This is a genomic window from Streptomyces sp. TLI_105 (assembly GCF_900105415.1).
GTDB lineage: Bacteria > Actinomycetota > Actinomycetes > Streptomycetales > Streptomycetaceae > Streptomyces.
On sequence record NZ_FNSM01000001.1, the window covers coordinates 38,228 to 53,313 of the forward strand.

11 protein-coding genes are annotated in these 15,086 nt (G+C 65.8%); 8 read left to right on the top strand and 3 right to left on the bottom strand.

Annotated features, from left to right (window positions below):
- Nucleotides 1–227 precede the first annotated feature (227 nt).
- Complete coding sequence (locus BLW86_RS00200) at nucleotides 228–1,034, top strand: IS5 family transposase (RefSeq protein WP_093872121.1); 807 nt, start codon at nucleotides 228–230, stop codon at nucleotides 1,032–1,034.
- A 93-nt stretch (nucleotides 1,035–1,127) separates the two neighbouring features.
- Nucleotides 1,128–1,934: a transposase family protein gene (locus BLW86_RS00205; RefSeq protein WP_093872122.1), complete on the top strand. Its 807-nt coding sequence runs from the start codon at nucleotides 1,128–1,130 to the stop codon at nucleotides 1,932–1,934.
- Nucleotides 1,935–2,599: 665 nt separating this feature from the next.
- Here the strand turns inward: BLW86_RS00205 and BLW86_RS00210 are convergent.
- A complete protein-coding gene (locus BLW86_RS00210) occupies nucleotides 2,600–3,064 on the bottom strand; it encodes an Imm1 family immunity protein (protein ID WP_093872123.1) in 465 nt (154 codons plus the stop codon).
- Nucleotides 3,034–6,957, bottom strand: a complete 3,924-nt coding sequence (locus tag BLW86_RS00215; protein WP_093872124.1) for a polymorphic toxin-type HINT domain-containing protein — start codon at nucleotides 6,955–6,957, stop codon at nucleotides 3,034–3,036. The genes BLW86_RS00210 and BLW86_RS00215 overlap by 31 nt, the downstream gene beginning before the upstream one ends.
- A gap of 548 nt (nucleotides 6,958–7,505) precedes the next feature.
- Between BLW86_RS00215 and BLW86_RS00220 the strand changes: the two genes are divergently transcribed.
- From BLW86_RS00220 to BLW86_RS00230, 3 genes are all read left to right on the top strand, one after another.
- Nucleotides 7,506–7,871, top strand: a complete 366-nt coding sequence (locus BLW86_RS00220; RefSeq protein ID WP_256341123.1) for a hypothetical protein — start codon at nucleotides 7,506–7,508, stop codon at nucleotides 7,869–7,871.
- A gap of 112 nt (nucleotides 7,872–7,983) precedes the next feature.
- Nucleotides 7,984–9,564 (top strand): S1 family peptidase, encoded by a 1,581-nt coding sequence (locus tag BLW86_RS00225; RefSeq protein WP_093872125.1) that lies wholly within the window; start codon nucleotides 7,984–7,986, stop codon nucleotides 9,562–9,564.
- 45 nt (nucleotides 9,565–9,609) lie between these two features.
- A protein-coding gene (locus BLW86_RS00230) for an IS5 family transposase (protein WP_371129427.1) occupies nucleotides 9,610–10,460 on the top strand; the annotation gives its coding sequence in 2 pieces (ribosomal slippage) (nucleotides 9,610–9,961 and nucleotides 9,961–10,460; 852 coding nt in all).
- A 474-nt stretch (nucleotides 10,461–10,934) separates the two neighbouring features.
- Here the strand turns inward: BLW86_RS00230 and BLW86_RS00240 are convergent.
- Complete coding sequence (locus tag BLW86_RS00240) at nucleotides 10,935–11,816, bottom strand: winged helix-turn-helix transcriptional regulator (RefSeq protein WP_093872127.1); 882 nt, start codon at nucleotides 11,814–11,816, stop codon at nucleotides 10,935–10,937.
- A 139-nt stretch (nucleotides 11,817–11,955) separates the two neighbouring features.
- On the opposite strand from BLW86_RS00240, the gene BLW86_RS00245 reads away from it, so the two are divergent.
- The 3 genes from BLW86_RS00245 (at nucleotide 11,956) to BLW86_RS00255 (ending at nucleotide 14,981) form a co-directional block, all read left to right on the top strand.
- The gene (locus BLW86_RS00245) at nucleotides 11,956–13,209 is read left to right on the top strand and encodes an MFS transporter (RefSeq protein WP_093872128.1); all 1,254 of its coding nucleotides are present in this window, start codon (nucleotides 11,956–11,958) and stop codon (nucleotides 13,207–13,209) included.
- A 383-nt stretch (nucleotides 13,210–13,592) separates the two neighbouring features.
- Nucleotides 13,593–14,405, top strand: a complete 813-nt coding sequence (locus BLW86_RS00250) for a hypothetical protein (RefSeq protein WP_256341124.1) — start codon at nucleotides 13,593–13,595, stop codon at nucleotides 14,403–14,405.
- A 99-nt stretch (nucleotides 14,406–14,504) separates the two neighbouring features.
- Nucleotides 14,505–14,981, top strand: a complete 477-nt coding sequence (locus BLW86_RS00255; RefSeq protein ID WP_256341624.1) for a hypothetical protein — start codon at nucleotides 14,505–14,507, stop codon at nucleotides 14,979–14,981.
- Nucleotides 14,982–15,086 lie beyond the last annotated feature (105 nt).

A 15,086-nucleotide genomic window follows, 5' to 3' on the forward strand; every position in this document is an offset into this window, starting at 1 on the left:
CCCCGGTTACGCGGCAGGGTGGTAGGTGGCGGTGACGGTCATCGTGGCATTCTCCTCAGGCCGCGTGGCGCTCGGTGGGTTCGACCAGACGGCCATTCTCGAAGCGGTCGCCCGCGCGGACGCGCGAACGTGGGCCTACTCAGTGAGCCGTTTTCATCCTGCCTCTGAAGGGCTATAAGGCCTGGTCAGCTGGGGCGGTAACGTGGCAGAGCCCCCGGTCGTTGGCGGTGTTGATTCCACTCGACACTGCCGACAGCCCGGGGGCTCTGTTGGTTCCGTATCCTGCCACGCTCGACGTCCCGTACGAGCTGGTCGAGCATGTCTCCTGGCTGATCTACGCCCGAAGGCGTGAACTGAACTCGCCGTGGAGACGACTCGGCTGCTTCAAGCAGGCCCTGCTCGTCCTGGCCCACCTCCGGAAGAACGAGACGTTCGCCCAACTCGCGGCCGGGTTCGGCGTCTCCACCGCGACGGCCTGGCGCTACGTAGACGAAACCCTGGACGTCCTCGCCGCGTGGGCGCCCGGCCTGCACGAGGCCCTGACCGGACTGGGCGAGGGCGACTTCGTGATCGTGGACGGCACTCTGATCCCCACCGACCGCATCGCCGCCGACGAACCGTACTACTCGATGAAGCACCGCAAGCACGGCATGAACGTGCAGGTCATCGCTCGCCCCGACGGCACACCGCTGTGGTTCTCCCGCGCGACACCCGGCCGGACCCACGACCTGACCGCCGCGCGTGCCCACGGCATTGTCCAGGCCTGCCTCACCCGCCAGATCCTCGTCCTCGCGGACCGCGCCTACCAGGGCGCTGGCGCCACCGTCCGCACCCCCTACTACCGCCACCGCGAACAGCCCGAGCACTACCAGCGGTTCAACCAAGACCACACCAGACTGAGGGCCCCGGGCGAACGTGCCTTCGCGCAGTTGAAGTCCTGGCGAATCCTCCGGCGAGCCAGATGCTCCACTCGCCGCATCGGCACCGTCGTCCAAGCCGTTCACACACTGCTGAACTGCAGTTATTCAGGATGAAAACGGCTCAGTGAACCTCTTTCATCCTGTGCTGGAGGGTGAAATGGGCTGGTCAGCGGGTGTGGTGACGAGGCAGGGCCCCTCGTCGTCGGCGTGGTGATTCCACTCAACACGGTGGCAACCGAAGGGGCCCTGTTGGTTCCGTATCCTGCCACGCTCGACGTCTCACATGAGCTCGTCGAGCACGTGGCCTGGCTGCTGTATGAGCATCGCCAGGCCCGCAACATCCGCTGGCGCAAGCTGGGTTGCTTCAAGCAAGCGTTACTCACCCTCGTCCACTTGCGGAAGAACGAGACATTCTCCCAGCTCGGAGCCGGTTTCGGGATATCCCAGGCCACCGCCTGGCGGTACGTCGACGAAACCTTGGACGTCCTGGCCAGCTGGGCACCCGGCCTCCATGAAGGCCTCACCGGCCTCGGTGAAGGCGACCACGTCATCGTTGACGGCACTCTGATCCCCATCGACCGGATCCGCGCGGACGAGCCGTACTACTCGCAAAAGCATCGCAAGCACGGCATGAACGTGCAGGTCATCGCTCGTCCCGACGGGACATCGCTGTGGTTCTCCCGCGCGATGCCGGGCCGGACCCATGACCTGACCGCGGCCCGCGTCCATGGCATCGTCCAGGCCTGCCTGACCCGGCAGGTCCTCGTGCTCGCGGACCGTGCCTACCAGGGTGCCGGCGCCACGGTCCGCACCCCGTACAAGAACCACCGCGAACAGCCCGAGCACTACCAGCAATTCAACCGCGACCATGCCAGGCTCCGGGCACCGGGAGAGCGGGCTTTCGCTCAGCTGAAGTCCTGGCGGATCCTCCGACGAGCCAGATGCTCCACCGGCCGCATCGGCACCATCGTCCGAGCCGTCCACACCCTGCTGACCTGCAGCTATTCAGGATGAAAGAGGCTCACTGAGCGAGCCGACCTTAAGAGCTTCAGGGTCGACGACCGGAGGGCGTACGGCGCCACGCTCATCTGGGTCGCATGGACGCTCGTCAACAGCAGCTCGGAAAACTCGAATTACACGTGGGGCTGGGAGGCCCTCGACGCCAACGGGGTCCGCGTCGGCAAAGACACCGAGCTTGCGATCAATGTGCCACCGGGGCAGACGTCCATAGGCGGCTCCCCGACAACCCTCGACACTGCCGACGTAGAACTGCGCATCAAGAAGTTCGACCGGACGGCCACCCCGTAATCGGATAAGAAGAGCGATAGCGGGAGGGCTACGCGCGGTCCGGCTCGGTCGACTCCGGTGCCGCCGTGACCAAGCACGATCTGATGCTGGAGCACTCGGACTGCCAGGCGGCGCGCAGTGGAATCTTTGCACCACCCGCCTGTGGAATGTGCCGCTACTTGGCTGTACGGGGGCGGCTTGTCACCGGACCACAAAAGGCCCGCGATCGGTTTCGATCGCGGGCCTTTGTTTAACCTCAAACCGCTATTCCGCTGGCTTCCGGGAGGGACGGTTCGACCCCTGGCGCCAGATGGAATTGACCCCGTTACGGCTCAGCAGGCGAGGCAGATAGGGATCTTACGATATTCGGGAATTCTCTCAGATCCTCCCGTTTACCAAAGAATCTTCTTCCAGTCGACGCACTCCGGACGCTTCCCCCCCGAGAGGACGAATTCTTTCACGGCCTTCCGGATGAGATCGAGAGATACTTCGCAATTCTCCGGGAACTCATGCCGATGTCCCATGAAGTGGTAGGCGGGCTCTTCACGACTACCCGGCCCTCCCACGGTCGTAAAGCTCCCGTTTTCGTCACCGAAAGTGAGCGCTCCTACTTGGAGGGATGAATCCACCCCGACCATGAATTCATGGTCGGGAAATCCGGATGGAAGCATCGGTCGTTCCGTGGAGAACAGCTTCGCCAGGGTATGGAACTTCTCGCCCGTGAGGAGTTTATCGATCACGCGATCGACGTCTTCAGGCGCTTCGATCTTAGCCGGATCGGAACTGTGTTCACTTTCGTAGTACGCTTCTGCTTTAATTCCCACTGCTATCCCCTCGGGTAGGTCACGCTGTGCCATTGTCCGGCCGCATCTTTCCAGTGTACCGTCAAGACTCCTATGTCCTTGAGGAGGAAGCTAAGAGTATCGTTGCATCCCTTCGGCTGAGGGCAAGGGCCGCCGGGGTGGTTGATCACAATATCTGCCTTCGTTTGTCTGTATTTTCTCATGAGAGCGACGAATTTCATTTCGGCATGATCGCGGTTCCCGGCTAGGTAGCCCGTGGTGACGCCCTCTTTTTTGAGTTTCCAGTTGACCCAGTTGATGAGGGTTGCATCATCTTTCCTGAGTCCGCTCTGAATCTTCTCCCAAACAGTTCCGTCGCCGAATGTTCCTCGGCCTATAGTCGGCCCGCCATCATAGAAGTCCGGGATCTTCGACAATTCATCGTCGAGATCAAGGCTGCAATTGTGGACGAGTACGGGGGTGCGGTCTGCGACGACGTAGTAGGTGTGAAGATCGTTGACGGTCAGGTCGTATGCCGACTGCAGGGACTTCCAGTGACTGACCTTTTCGATGAGCGCAGGTTTGCCATTCGGCTGCCTCAGCGCATCGTTCGGCGTCAGATCTTTGGCATCGACCCAGCTCTTCCGAGTTTCAGACCAGAAAGGGTGATGGTCTGTAGCAGTGATCGTTCCACGATTGCTGGCGATCTTAATTTCGGTGAAATCGCGGTCGTCGGGGGTGCGAATCGTGCGGTCGACCGTGCGAGAACCTGTAACTCCCGTTACCGGGTCGCTCGCAAGTATCTTGTCGCCGACCTCGAGATCCTCGATCTTTTTAGTCGAGTTATCCCCGAGGAGCACTCTTGTACCAGCAGGGAAGCTGTGAAGAGTCGGGCAGTCAGGAAGTTTCCTGTCCTTTTTCTTCCTCAGTCCCTTGACGATATCTTCAATATCGTCAAGGGATTTCCCGAGAAGCTTGATTTTGCCTGCGGGGAGAATGCCTGCAAGGGCCAGGGCGCAGTCAACAAGAGCCGGATTTTGGATGCACTTCTGTACGTCGGCTCCGCCGCTGTACTCCCAGAGAAGCGGGCCCACCGTTGTATAGAACTGGGCCACTTTCTGGATTTGCTCTTCGACCTTGCTGCAGTCCTCCCACTTGTATGTGCGTGGAACAAGGAGGACGCAATTCTTGCCGTTCTGTCTGTGGTTGTTGACTCCCGTCTGCTCTTGCTTCTTCCTTTCTTCTTCTGCCTTCTTGAGTTCTGCCTCTATCTCTTTTTCGAGTTCGTACTTGACTTCCGTCCAGGCCTTTGATGCCATATCCTGCGCGTCGCCAGCGTTCAGGCCGGCTTGCGCGGCGGAAATACGTGCGGAGTCGGCGGCATCGGCTGCAGCGGCGGCCGAACTCTGCGCGTAAGCTGCGGAGGCTTCTGCTCGGGCTGCGGAGGCTTCTGCGGCATCAGCGTCCTGGTCAGCACGGTTTGCGGCACCGCGAGCGGTGGCGGCTGACTGCTTTGCCTCAGCGGCGCTGGTTTCGGCTGCGTCGGCGGCAGTATCGGCTTCAGCGGCGTAGACCGCTGCCTGGCGGGCTGATTCGTCTGCCTCTGCCGCAGCGGTTGCAGCCTCGGTGGAAGCATCGTTGGCGCGAGCGGCGGCGGCAGCTGCGAGCCAACGATTCTTGTTGGCGGTCGCTGCGATCAGGGATGCTTCTGCAACGAGACGTTGGACCTGCGCCTCATGCTGCTTAGCGAGTTTGTCCTTGCGGTCGGCGGTGTAGCGGCCGATCGTGACGAACTGGTGCATCTGGTCTGCAGTGCCGGCCAGTGCGATTCGTGCGGCTGCCTTAACCTCCGGGCCCGTGGCGGCGCTGCCGTAGAGCTGACTGGCGATGACTGATTCGTCAGCGAATCGAGCCGAATGCTGCGTGGCTTCCAGGAAGCGAGCCAGGGCCTTGCCGCTGCCGTCAGCGAGGGCAGCGCGGGCCGCTTCCTTAACGCCGGTTCCGCCGGTGTTGTAGATGGCCGAGGCCGCCACGGACATGTCGGCAGTGCCGACGCTGTACCAGCCAGTGGTGTAGAAGGTCTCGATCTGGTCCAGGGAGCCCTTGAGCGCCTCGGTCGCGGCATTGCGAACGGAGGGGTAAGGGCTCAGGTGGGCCAGTTGGACGACGCGTTCCCGGATCTCCCGTTTCTCCGCCTCCCGCCATCCGGACCGCAGATAATCGATGACGTCCTGGTCGGTGCCCGCCAAAGCGCGCGCGGCAGCGTCCTGGCTGATCGGTGTACGCAGCTTCATGGCCTGGAACGCCAGCTGCCGGCCCTTGATGGCCAGAGCACTGACATCGGCGTCAGGCTTGCTGGCCTCGGCTGCCAAGCTTGCTGCAGTGGTGTCCAGAGACCGCCGCTCCACTTCCTGCTTGGCGGCGTTCGACAGGGTGTTGTACAGGAGTCCCTGGCGTGAGCTGGCTCGTTCGATGCCTGCAGCCGTACGGGAGGCGAGATCGGTGGCCTCGCTATCGCGGGCCAGCTGGAAGGTTTCCTTGGCTGTACGTGCAGCGGCGTCGGCGGTCTCCCAGGCCTGCTTTGCTGCCAGAGCGTGATCGTTTGCTAGGGCCGCCTGGGTCGCTGATTCTCCAGCATGCTGTGCCGACAGTTCAGCGGCCGCAGCTGCCTTGCGCGCATGTGCAGCGGAGTTATTGGCAGCGGTACGGGCGGCAAAGGCAGCTTCAGCCGAGCGGTCAGCGAGAGCCGCAGCCTTGTTGGCGGCAGTATTCGCCACGTTGGCCTGCCGTCGTGCCTCAGTGGCTGCTGCCCTGGCGTCGGCGGAGTAACCGCCGGCGGCGGCGGCGCTGTCTGCGGCCTGGTCCGCCGCGTTGGCGGCCAGGTTGGCGTTGGCACCTGCACTGGTAGCGGCACGTACAGCGGCGGCGGCTGCAGCGGAGGCCTTCCCGGCCATCTCCGCGGCGGCAGCGGAGCCTTCTGCCAGTGTCGCTGCCATGAGAGCCGTTGCCGCGGCTGTTTTTGCTTCAGCTGACTTGGCGGCGTCCTGGCCGGCGGCGATGGCAGCGTTGTACGCCTTATTGGCGGCGTCGGCCGCAGCAGTGGCCGCAGCTGCGGTCTGCGCTGCGGCGAACGCCGCGGTGCGGGCGGCTTCGTTGGCCGCATTGGCCGCATTGACGGCCTGCAAGGCGGCTGCTCCTGCAGCACGAGCGGCTTCCGCAGCTTGCTGCGCCTTGACCGAAGCGGTATCGGCCTCGCCCTTGGCTTTCTCCGTTTCCGCTGCGGCTATCTCAGCTAGCTTCTTGGCCTCCACGGAGGCATCGATCGCGCGCTTTGAAGCTTCTTCAGCTCCCTTGGCTGCGTCGGCCGCCTTCTTGCCGGCCTGTTGGGCCTGCTTGGTCAGCTGGGCGATCGTGGAGTGTTCCTGATCGCGGCTACGTGCTACGTGCTGTCCGATGGCGAGGAATTCAGAGACATCCTCGGGTGTCCCGCCGAGAGCAAGCTTGGCGGCTGCCCTCACATTGGGGCCGCCCTGGGCGTAGATCTTCGATGCTTCGACCTGGTCATCAGCCTGCTGGGCGATGTACTGACCTTCAGCCAGGAATTTCTCGCGCTGCTCCCGTGTGCCGTTGAGGGCAGCAATACCGGCTTCCCGGATACCGACGCCTCCGTTGCTGATGAGGCGGCTGATCTCGACCTGGCGGTCGGCGTCCAGTGGTCCCTGCCACCCGGTTTGCAGGAAGGTGTTGAGCTGGTCCGCAGTCCCACCGAGCGCTTGGTAAGCCGCTTCGCGGACGCCGGTGCCGCCGACAGCAAACATGCGGGACACGGCGATGGTGTTGTCAGCGAGCTCGATCTGCTCGACGGTGTCGAAGAAGTGGGTGATGTCCTCGTCGGAGCCGAAGAGGGCCTGTTCGGCGGCCTGTTTGACGCCGGCGCCGCCTTCTTCCCAGTAGTTGACCACAGCCATACGGGCCCAGTAGCGGGTATCCGCTTCTGACGGTTCCTCAGTAGCGCTGGCAGGGGAAGCGCCGAGAAGACCGACGATCAGGGCAGTTGGCAACACAAGGCCAGCTGCTGCGTTCCGCAGCAATGACCTCCGAGGCCCACTTCGCACCCTGGGGGGTTTTTGCCCGAATAGGGCATTAAGTCTCACTGAGGTCGTTCGCTTTCATGAGTTCCAGGTTTGCCGGACCTCTTGCGGCAGCGCCTGCGAGGAGGCGACCGCAAGAGGGCAGGCCTGCAGCGGGTGTGACGTCCCGTCGGCCACCCTTTGCGTGATCCTTACATATGCTTTACTGCGCAGACACCATCGGACCGAACATGTGTCCGAATTGACAAACATTGGGAGTCTTCGTGTCCGCACGCCGTACCCGTATGGCCCTCGCCTCCTGCCTTACGGCAGCGGTAGCCACAGTCGCTGGGCTCACTGTGAACAGCGCAGCCAACGCAACTACGCCTGCCTCCACCCCTGCTGCTGCCTCGTTGGCGCTGGCCGCTGACGAGACGCAGCCCCCGTTGGCCGTCGAGACCCTCGACTACCCGAACGCGGCCCAGATCCAGCAGGAACAGAAGATCCTGCTGAAGAGGGGGGACGGGAACATCGTCTTCGTCACCTGCGATGGAACCACCGACATCGTGATCAAGAGTCGGCTCTCGAAGTCGGTCGAATTCTGCTTCGACGTTCGGGCCAAGCCCGCATACCTGACGCTCGAAGTCGGCGACTCGTTCGGCCTTTTCACGCGCGACTACCCCGTGACCGCCACCATCACAGCCGACGGCCAGCAGACCGTCATCAAGGCCACGGCCAACGACTACGAGCCCTTCGGTGAGGGCGTCGGGGGGGCACGGTCCACGGTCGTCGATCTCCGCGTCACGGGCTGAACCCACCCCTCCGCGTCCGTCCACAGCAGCGGGAAAGCGGGCATGTAGCGCCGCATGACCCGCCCTTCTAAGGAACAGACAGTTGTCTGCAACACGTTCACGCACTACTTCGGTGACAAGCCTCCTCGCTCTCACCCTGGCGGCTGCCACCCTGACCACACCTGCCCAAGCAGTCAGCGGCACCACTGTTACCGACACGTCCTACACGTTCACCGCGAAGCTCGCGATCGGCAACAGCGAGACCACCATGCGCGCCTGCTCAGGCGCGCTGGTCAACGCCCGCTGGGTGCTGACCGCCTCCTCCTGCTTCACCCGCGGGCTGACCGAGCTCACCGCCGGGAAGCCGGCCGAGAAGACGATTGTCACCGTCGGCCGCAGCGATCTGACCGACGTCGGCGACCCATTCGCTCCTAACGGTCTGGTCACCACGGTCACCGAGCTCGTCCCCTACCAGGGCCGCGACCTCGTCCTGGCGCGCCTCGAACAGCCGGCTTCCGGAATCACGCCAGTCTCCCTGGCCGCCACGCCGGCCGCGGCGGGTGAAACGCTGAAGGTCGCAGGGTTCGGCCGGACCAAGACCGAGTGGGTGCCCTTCACCCTCCACACGGGAAGCTTCACGGTTGATGCCGTCCAGGACGGCACCGTCGCCATCACGGGGCAGGGCGGTGCGGCAGTTTGCGCAGGCGACACTGGCGGCCCTCTCCTCCGGGAGAAGGACGGAAAGCTCGAGCTGGTCGGCATCAACAGCCGCTCCTGGCAGGCCGGCTGCCTGGGGGCTGACCTGAATGAGACCCGCACCAGTGCCCTCTCCGTGGATGTCGCCGACCCCGCTGCGCTGACGTGGCTCAAGACGGAGCGCGACATCGTCCATATGGCGGACGTCAACGGGGACGGCTTGGACGACATGATCGTCCAGAGCAGAAATGGCAGCGTGTCAGTACGAGTCGCCTACAAGGGTCCGGTCGCTCTCAAGCCCGGTCAGCCCTATTACCGGTTTAATGAGGCGGTCCACTGGAGCAGTGGCTGGGGGCGCTTCTTCACCGGCACCGACCTCGGCCGCCTGTACTTCGCCGACATGAACGCCGACAACAAGGCCGACATGATCGTCCACACCACCGACGGCAACATCGCCGTCCGCCTCAACATCGGTACCGGCTTCAACGCCGGTAGCGACTGGAGTGGCGGCTGGGGCCGCTTCGTCACCGGCACCGACCTCGGACGCCTCTACTTCGCCGACATGAACGCCGACAACAAGGCCGACATGATCGTCCACACCACCGACGGCAACATCGCCGTCCGCACCAACCTCGGCAGCAGCTTCAACGGCGGCACCAACTGGAGTGGCGGCTGGGGCCGCTTCGTCACCGGCACCGACCTCGGACGCCTCTACTTCGCCGACATGAACGCCGACAACAAGGCCGACATGATCGTCCACACCACCGACGGCAACATCGCCGTCCGCACCAACCTCGGCAGCAGCTTCAACGGCGGCACCAACTGGAGTGGCGGCTGGGGCCGCTTCGTCACCGGCACCGACCTCGGACGCCTCTACTTCGCCGACGCTGTCGACGGCAGCGGCAACGGTGGTGACAGGAAGGCCGACATGATCGTCCACACCAAGGACGGCCGCATCGCCCTGCGCCAGAACACCGGTTCGGCCTTCGTGATCGTCAACGGCGACGACTGGGCCTAGGGGGTGTCTTCAAAGCTGATCAAGTGATGAGAGATCATGTCGGCCATGGTGCGTCGTCATGAGCTCTCGGATGCCGAGTGGGCTGTGCTGTCACGGTTCCTGCCGAGTTCGGGGACCGCGGGCCGGCCCCGCGCGGACGACCGGTTGGTGCTGAACGGGATCGTGTGGAAGCTACGGACCGGCTCGGCCTGGCGGGACGTGCCCGAGCGGTACGGCTCCTGGCAGACCCTGTACACCCGGTTCCGCAGGTGGGCCCTGGACGGCACGTTCTCCCGGGTACTGCGGCAGGTCCAGGCGGAGAAGGACACGGCCGGGGACCTCGACTGGCTGGTCTCGGTCGACTCCACGATCGTGCGGGCCCACCAGCACGCCACCGGCGGCAAAAGGGGGCACGAGACGGGGACGAAGCGGGTGATCACGCCCTCGGCCGATCCCGTGGCGGACTGAGCACCAAGCTCCACCTGGCCTGCGACGGGCGAGGGCGCCCGCTCGGCTTCGTCCTCTCGGGCGGCAACGCGAACGACTGCACCCGGTTCGAAGCCGTCCTGGAGTCGATCCGCGTTCCCCGCAACGGGCCGGGCCGTCCGCGCACCCGGCCCGACCACGTCATCGCCGACAAGGGCTACAGCTCCCGGAAGATCCGCCGCTACCTGCAACGACGCGGCATCACCCACACGATCCCCGAACGCGTCGACCAGGCCCTCGGGCGCCTCAACCGGGGCTCGCACGGCGGCCGGCCACCCGCTTTCGACCGGCGGATCTACCGCCTCCGCAACGTAGTCGAACGCTGCTTCAACCGGTTGAAGCAATGGCGCGGCTTGGCCACCCGCTACGACAAAACCCGCGAGTCCTACCAGGCTGCCGTCACCATCGCCTCAATCCTGCTCTGGATCTGACCCCTTTGAAGACGATCTCTAGGCTCGGCCCTGAGGCGCGTGAGCGGTGGCCGCGCGCCGCCAAGGGACTGAGGGAAGCCGGCGTGCCTGGGAGCACGAGGCCACCGGCCTACAGGTTGGGGACGGGGGTCCGGGAGATGGACATAGTGGTCGCGGTACTGCTCGCGGTCTTCATCCCGGTCGGGCTGCTGGCGCTCGGCGCGGGAGCCTACTGGCTATGGGTCCGTTTCGGGACGGATGAGCCATGGCCGTACGGTGGTGGTGGGGACTCCGGTGACACTTGGGGCGGCGCGTAGGCCGGCCATTCCGCACCGTGGTATGAGGCGTTGGCCGCCGATACGCCGGCGGGCGCGGCATCACCGTTCCTCCGTCCGCTCTGCCGGGGCTCACCCGCCCGTCATCGCGGCCGCGTTCAGGTGGGCCTCCTTCGGGATCGGTTTCCCCGGCTGCGCGGAAGAGGTGCGTGCGGTGCTGTCAGTCCTCCGCCGCCAGGCGCCGTACCTCCGTCAGCGCCTCGCTCATCGCTGCCGGGATGTCCGTCACCGGGAAGCGCGCGTGCCGTACGACGCGGTCACGGTCCAGCACCAGCACGGCCCGTTTCAGCCGCAGCACCTGTCCGGCGCGGAAGGTGGGCAGTCGCAGGGCGGCGGCGAGGCGCAGGTCGACGTCCGAGAGGAGAGTGAAAGGCAGGCCCTCTTCGACCGCGAACACCCGCTGTTCATCCGTGCGTTGGGTGCTGACGCCGCGCACTTCCGCGCCCTCCGCGCGGAAGTCCTCGTACGCGTCCCGGAAGAGCCGGTTCTCCAGTGTGCAGCCGATGGCGCCGGGGATGCCCGACCAGCCCTCCGGTAGGGGACCGGGGTTCCCGGTCGCCGGATAGCAGAACAGGACTGTGGCCACGCCGTCGGCCACCGGGTCCACCGGCGCGCCGTCCCGATGACCTGGCAGCTCCAGGACCGGCAGCCGCTCGCCCGCCAGGCCCGCGACGCGCCGTGCCTCCGCACTCGCCTCGTCGGCGGTGCCGCTGAGCGAGCCGTCGCCGAGGACCCAGCGGTCCGCCCAGTCCTGCATCGACAGCAGGACCGGCAGCAGCCCCCGGCCGCTCTCCGTCAGCTGGTACTCGTGCCGCACCGGCCTGTCCTGATACGGGACCTTCTTCAGCACCCCCGTCTCCACCAGGTGCGCCAGGCGCTCGGTGAGCACTTTCCGGGAGATGCCCAGCTCCTCCTGGAGTGCGTCGAACCTGTGGTGCCCTCGGGCGGTTTCCCGGATCAGGAGCAGGCTCCACCAGTCGCCGACCACCGCCGCGGCCTGCGCGATCGCGCAGGCCGCGTCCCGCTCGGGAACCGACCTCATCACTGCGTCTCCACTTCTGCGCACACGGCGGCCACTCATCGGGACCATCTTGCGCCATGAGGTTAGTTCCCGATAGAAACGCACCTGGAACGAGTGAGTTCCTAATAGAGACTAACTAGATCCAGGGGGTGGGCGCCGTATGAGCGGGACACGAGCGATCCCGAAGCACGACCGACGCGGCGACCAGGAGAGCTTCCCGCCAGGCGCCTTCTGGCGCTTCTGGGCCGCCGCCACCGTCAGCGGCGCGGGCACCGCCGTCACGGCCCTCGCCCTGCCGCTCGTCGCCCTCACCGTCCTCGACGCCACCGCATTCGAGCTCGCCGCGCTCGCTGCCGCCGGGCAGGTCTCATGGCTGCTGCTCAGCCTCCCGGCGGGCGTCGTCGCGCAGCGCGTACCGCTGCGTCGCCTCCAGGTCGCGCTCGACCTCGTACGCTTCGCGGCGCTCGGATCGCTGCCGCTCGCCTGGTGGCTCGGCACGCTCACGTACCCGCACCTGCTGTTCGCGGCGCTCGTCACCGGCGCGGCGACCGTGCTGTTCGACATCGGCAACTCGACCTTCCTGCCCGCCGTCGTCCCGGCCCGGCAGCTGGCCGCCCGCAACAGCGTCATGTCGGGCACGCACGCCGTCACCGATACCGGCGGCCCCTCCCTCGGCGGCGTTTTGATCGGCCTCACCGGCCCGGTCGGCGCGCTCGTCGTGGACGCTGCCAGCTACCTGGCCTCCGCCGTGCTCCTGCGTACCCTCCCCGAGAGCCGCCCCGCGCCCCGCACCGGCGAGAGCGTGCTGCGGCTGATACGTGAGGGCTTGCGGTACGTCATCAAGCACCCCGTCATGCGGCCGTGCATGATCTGGGCCACCGCCGCCAACTTCCTCAACGCGGCCCTCGTCGCCCTCACCCCCCTCTACCTGGTCCGCGAGGCCGGCCTCGACTCCGTACAGCTCGGTCTCGTCCTGGCCATGGACGGGGTCGGCGCCCTCGCCGGCGCCGCCGTCGCAGTCCGCGTGACCACGCGCCTCGGCACCGCGTGGGGCGTCATCGCGGCCGACCTGGCCGGCGGCACGCTGCTCCTGCTCGCCCCGCTGACCACGTCGGCAGGGGACGCGTACTGGTTCGCCCTGGGCAACGCCGGCTTCGCCTTCGGCACCGTCATCGGCTCGATCACCACCCGCACCTACCGGCAGACCCAGTCGCCGCCGGAGCTACTGTCCCGCGTGATGGCCACGGTCCGCTTCGTCTCCTGGGGCGCGCTGCCGCTCGGCGCACTCACCGCCGGCCTCCTCGCCACGTACACCGGCGCTCACACCGCCCTCTGGACCGTCTGCGCCGCCGCCCTCCTGCCCCCGCTCTACCTCTTCTCCACCAAAGTGGGCCGCCACCGCGACCTCGCCTGACCCCTGGCCCCACGGCGACGAGCAGATCCGAAGTGCAAGCGGGCGCGACGCGCTGTTCCCCCGCGCGAGCAGGGAGCAGGGAGCAGTGCACCAGGTCGTCCAGACACGCCTGGGAGACGGAGCCATCCCCGCGTGGCTTCGTTCACGTTCAGCGGTTCTGGCACAACCTCTGCGGTGTCGAGTCGAAGCTCGATGTCCGAGGCCGGTATCCCTGGCGAACCGGCAGATCGGCGCCCCCGAGGTAGGCATGAACCGGGCTGGCACCAGTTCACAGCTTGTTCTTCAAGGTCGGACCGGGTAGCGGCGACATGCGGCGGCGGGTCACCAATCGCCGCGAGCAAATCCGATGGCACCAACAGTCTTCCGACGACAAGACTGCACCGGTGAACACCCTGCCGCCGCCGACCGGCCCGCTCCTCCAGCCGGTACGGGACCCGCGCGCCCGTGACCTCGCTCTCGACTATGCGGACATGCACGCCCTGATTGCCGACCTGGTTCTGCCCGGCGACGCGTCGATGTACGTCATGAGCGCGATGGAAACCTCCCGCGAGCTCATCCGGCACTCCTACTACCGGTACGAGTTCGCCACCGTCGCCGTCACGCATTCCCTGTTCGCCCTGGAGCACGTCCTCGCCAAGCGTCTGGCCACGAACGAACCACTCCACGGCCTGATCGAACGAGCCACCGGCGCAGGGCTCATCACGGCTGGACTCGCCGCCGAACTCGACCGCAGCCGACTGCTCCGCGACAAACTCACGCGGGGCGTCGAGTCAAGTGCCGCCCTCCACCCGATCCGGGCCGTCGCGATGGTGCGTGCCGTCTTCGATGCGGTCTCCTTGCTCCTTCGCCCATCGTCCGCAGCAGGGACGGCAGGCCCCGACGTGGGCGGAGCACAGCCCGAAGACGGACTCGCCGGGCTGTGGGAGGACCACCTGCGTGCACCGTTCCCCGACGGTTTCCGCGGCGTGGACTTCGGCGGCGTAGATCTGGTCCTCCTGGACGCCGACGTCGCCGGCCTCGTGCAGAGGGAGCTGAGCGGCGGGCTCGACGACAGTGGCATCGCTTACCTCTGGAGCTGCATCGCCGACCTCGAAAAGATCGTGCCCCTGATCAACGAGGAGTACTGCGCCTCCTACTTCACGGAACTTCGGACCATGGCCCAGGTCGCAGCGCCCTACATCCCCACCGCGACATGACCACCGGGTGAAACAGACTAGGGGGTGTGTCGGAAGTGCTCTAGGTTGGCTGATGTGAGTGCGCGGGGGCGGAGTTACCGATATGTCGGACCGGTGGAGCTGAAGGATGCGGTCCTGCCCGGCAGCAACGGGTGCCGAATCAGCTCGGCAGCAGAATTCGACGACTGGATCGCTGGGCGATCGGCGGCGGAGCTGGCCGAGCCGTTCACCTTCGTGGTCAGCACGGACGGTGTGCTCCGGCTGGCGCCGCGCCGGAGCGAGCACGTGGCCTGTGCCGGCGGAGACATGGTCCTGAGTGCCGGCGAGATCGGCTTCATACGTGAAGCGGGCTGGTGGGCTGTAGGCGAGGTCAGTAACCAGTCCACCGGTTACTGCCCGGACGTGGCCTCCTGGTCGGCAGTTGCCCGTGCCCTGAACCGTGTAGGGCTCAGGCGGCCCTCCAGCTTCACCCATGAGGTGGTGTTCCGGCGGTGTCCTGACTGCCAGGAGCACAACATCGTGCGCGAGGACGACTTCGTCTGCGTCTTCTGCGGCAGCGATCTGCCGCAGACGTGGAACGTGGATCCCACCGCGTGACGGCCGAGGGTCACAGCCACTCGTTGATGGCCGTGATGAGGACGGTCGCCTCGTAGCGGACGGCGAGCTTGTCGTATCGCGTGGCGACAGCGCGGTGTCTCTTGA

What these genes read in the sequence shown, in the direction of transcription:
- BLW86_RS00215 (WP_093872124.1), bottom strand. Translation starts at nt 6,957, where the DNA reads ATGGCTGTGGTCAACTACTGGGAAGAAGGCGGCGCCGGCGTCAAACAG.
- BLW86_RS00245 (WP_093872128.1), top strand. Translation starts at nt 11,956, where the DNA reads ATGAGCGGGACACGAGCGATCCCGAAGCACGACCGACGCGGCGACCAG.
- BLW86_RS00210 (WP_093872123.1), bottom strand. Translation starts at nt 3,064, where the DNA reads ATGGCACAGCGTGACCTACCCGAGGGGATAGCAGTGGGAATTAAAGCA.
- BLW86_RS00240 (WP_093872127.1), bottom strand. Translation starts at nt 11,816, where the DNA reads ATGAGGTCGGTTCCCGAGCGGGACGCGGCCTGCGCGATCGCGCAGGCC.